A 1,039-nucleotide genomic window follows, 5' to 3' on the forward strand; every position below is an offset into this window, starting at 1 on the left:
GGGAAACTCCGCGCACGGCGCGCCCGCACGAGCGGATCAGCAGGGACCCGGATGGGTATACGGTCACCGATCGCCACCGGCCATGCGGACGAGGCCCGATCCGCTCATGAAGGAGGCTGGCATGCAGGAGATCCGGGATATCCGGGGTACTCGAGAGATCCGGGAAAGCCGGGAAATCGTCGTGGGGACGGACCTGTCCGAGGACGCCGGCAAAGCGCTGAGCTGGGCCGTCGACGAAGCACGGCGCGATGGCGCGACCGTGCGCGTGGTGTTCGCCTGGTCCGTCGAGCGCTGCCCACGGGTACTGGCCAGCCATGTCCCGTCGCACAACGCCGACGATCTCGCGGCGGCGGCCGAGAAGCTCCTGCGCGAAGCCATCGAACGGAACCGCGCCACCGCGCCAGCCGTCACGATCACCGGGCGGCCCGTGCGCGCCGACCCGGTCGAAGCCCTGCTCAACACGGCCGCCAACGCGCAGATGCTCGTGATCGGCGCGCGGGGCTCGGGGCGCCTGCGCCGCCTTGTGACGGGCTCCGTCAGCGACGCCTGCGTGCACATGTCGGCCGGCGCCGTCGTGGTGGTCCGCTGGGCCCCGGAACAGGGCCGCGGGCACGAGCGGCGTAACGGCCAGGTGATCACCGCGCCGCGGGAGAAGCGTCCGGTGCTCGTCGGGGTGGACGGCTCGGATGGCTCGATCAACGCGCTGCGCTGGGCGGCCACGGCAGCGGCCCAGCGCGGAGTGGCCCTACGTGTCCTCCACGTCTGGATGCCCGCGCCGGCGATGTACACCGGCTACTACGCCGGCTTCGAGGGAGAAGGACTGGAGAAGGCGGCCCAGGCCCTGCTCGAGGACACCCTGGTGAAGGGGCTGGGCGGCCGCACGGACGTCAGGGTGGACGCCGGGCTCATGCTCGGCGCCGCGGGGACCACCCTGATCCGGCAGGCCGCCGGCGCCCAGCTGCTCGTCGTCGGCGCCCGCGGCCACGAGGGCTTCGCCGAGCTGCTGCTGGGCTCGACCAGCCAGCGTTGCACCCATCAC

Annotated in this window: 1 protein-coding gene; it reads left to right on the forward strand. The window is 72.6% G+C overall.

Annotated features, from left to right (window positions below; all coding sequences use genetic code 11):
• Nucleotides 1-121: 121 nt before the first annotated feature.
• The coding region (locus tag AC5LUJ_RS13080; protein WP_493465004.1) for a universal stress protein at nt 122-1,039 on the forward strand (918 nt) is incomplete at its 3' end.

The sequence above is a fragment of the Protofrankia sp. CiP1_Cm_nod3 genome (genome assembly GCF_982290655.1).